This is a genomic window from Prochlorococcus sp. MIT 1303, assembly GCF_001631965.1.
In the GTDB taxonomy this organism is placed as follows: Bacteria; Cyanobacteriota; Cyanobacteriia; order PCC-6307; family Cyanobiaceae; genus Prochlorococcus; species Prochlorococcus marinus_D.
In genome coordinates this window covers 1-1152 of record NZ_LVHK01000019.1, presented here as the reverse complement: position 1 = coordinate 1152, position 1152 = coordinate 1, and the positions used below count along the sequence as shown (strand labels likewise).

The following is a 1152-nucleotide window of genomic DNA, read 5'->3' as shown; positions in this document are numbered from 1 at the left end:
AAAAAACCCCCTCTTTAGAGGGGGTTGTGAGGTTCAGCTGCTGCCAAACCTTGTATTGGGGCTGATCAGATCAGCCAATCGCAGGAGCAATCAGAGCCACAGGTGTGGACTCAGCAGCTGCCAGGTCGAGAGGGAAGTTATGAGCATTACGCTCATGCATCACTTCCATACCGAGGTTGCTGCGGTTGAGCACATCAGCCCAGGTTGGTACAACTCTGCCTTGGGCATCGAGAACCGACTGGTTGAAGTTAAAGCCGTTCAAGTTGAAGGCCATGGTGCTAATACCCAGTGAGGTGATCCAGATGCAGATCACCGGCCAGGCAGCCAGGAAGAAGTGCAGACTACGGCTGTTATTGAAGCTGGCGTACTGGAAGATCAGACGACCGAAATAACCGTGGGCAGCCACGATGTTGTAGGTCTCTTCCTCTTGGCCGAACTTATAGCCGTAGTTCTGAGACTCGGTTTCGGTGGTTTCACGAATCAACGATGAGGTCACCAGTGAACCGTGCATGGCGGAGAACAAACTGCCGCCAAACATGCCTGCCACACCAATCATGTGGAAGGGATGCATGAGGATGTTGTGCTCTGCCTGGAACACCAACATGAAGTTGAAGGTTCCAGAGATGCCTAAAGGCATGCCATCTGAGAAGGAACCCTGACCTACTGGATAGATCAGGAACACAGCAAAGGCTGCCGACAGCGGTGCGCTGTAGGCCACACAGATCCAAGGGCGCATGCCCAAGCGATAGGAGAGTTCCCATTGGCGACCCAACCAGCAACAGATGCCGATCAGGAAGTGGAACACAACAAGCTGGTAAGGACCGCCGTTGTAAAGCCACTCATCAACAGAAGCAGCTTCCCAAATGGGATAAAAGTGCAGGCCGATGGCGTTGCTGGAAGGAACAACAGCACCAGAAATGATGTTATTGCCGTAGAGGAAAGAGCCAGCAACAGGCTCACGGATACCGTCGATATCAACCGGCGGTGCCGCAATAAAGGCAATGGTGAAGCAGATGGCAGCTGCCAACAGCGTGGGAACCATCAGGACACCGAACCAACCCACATAAATGCGGTTATTGGTGGAGGTGACCCAATTGCAGAAGGATTCCCAGCTACTGAGGCGACCACTGCGAATGGTGGTGGTCATTGAGT

At 53.1% G+C, this 1152-nt stretch carries 1 protein-coding gene; it reads right to left on the bottom strand.

Annotation, left to right across the window (positions count from 1 at the left end):
* Nucleotides 1–70: 70 nt before the first annotated feature.
* On the bottom strand, nucleotides 71–1147 hold the full coding sequence (gene psbA, locus PMIT1303_RS00455; protein ID WP_011825086.1) for a photosystem II q(b) protein: 1077 nt from the start codon (nucleotides 1145–1147) through the stop codon (nucleotides 71–73).
* Nucleotides 1148–1152: the final 5 nt, after the last annotated feature.

Bases quoted from the DNA above. Each gene is read 5' to 3' on its own strand.
- psbA (WP_011825086.1), bottom strand. From the start codon at position 1,147: ATGACCACCACCATTCGCAGTGGTCGCCTCAGTAGCTGGGAATCCTTC.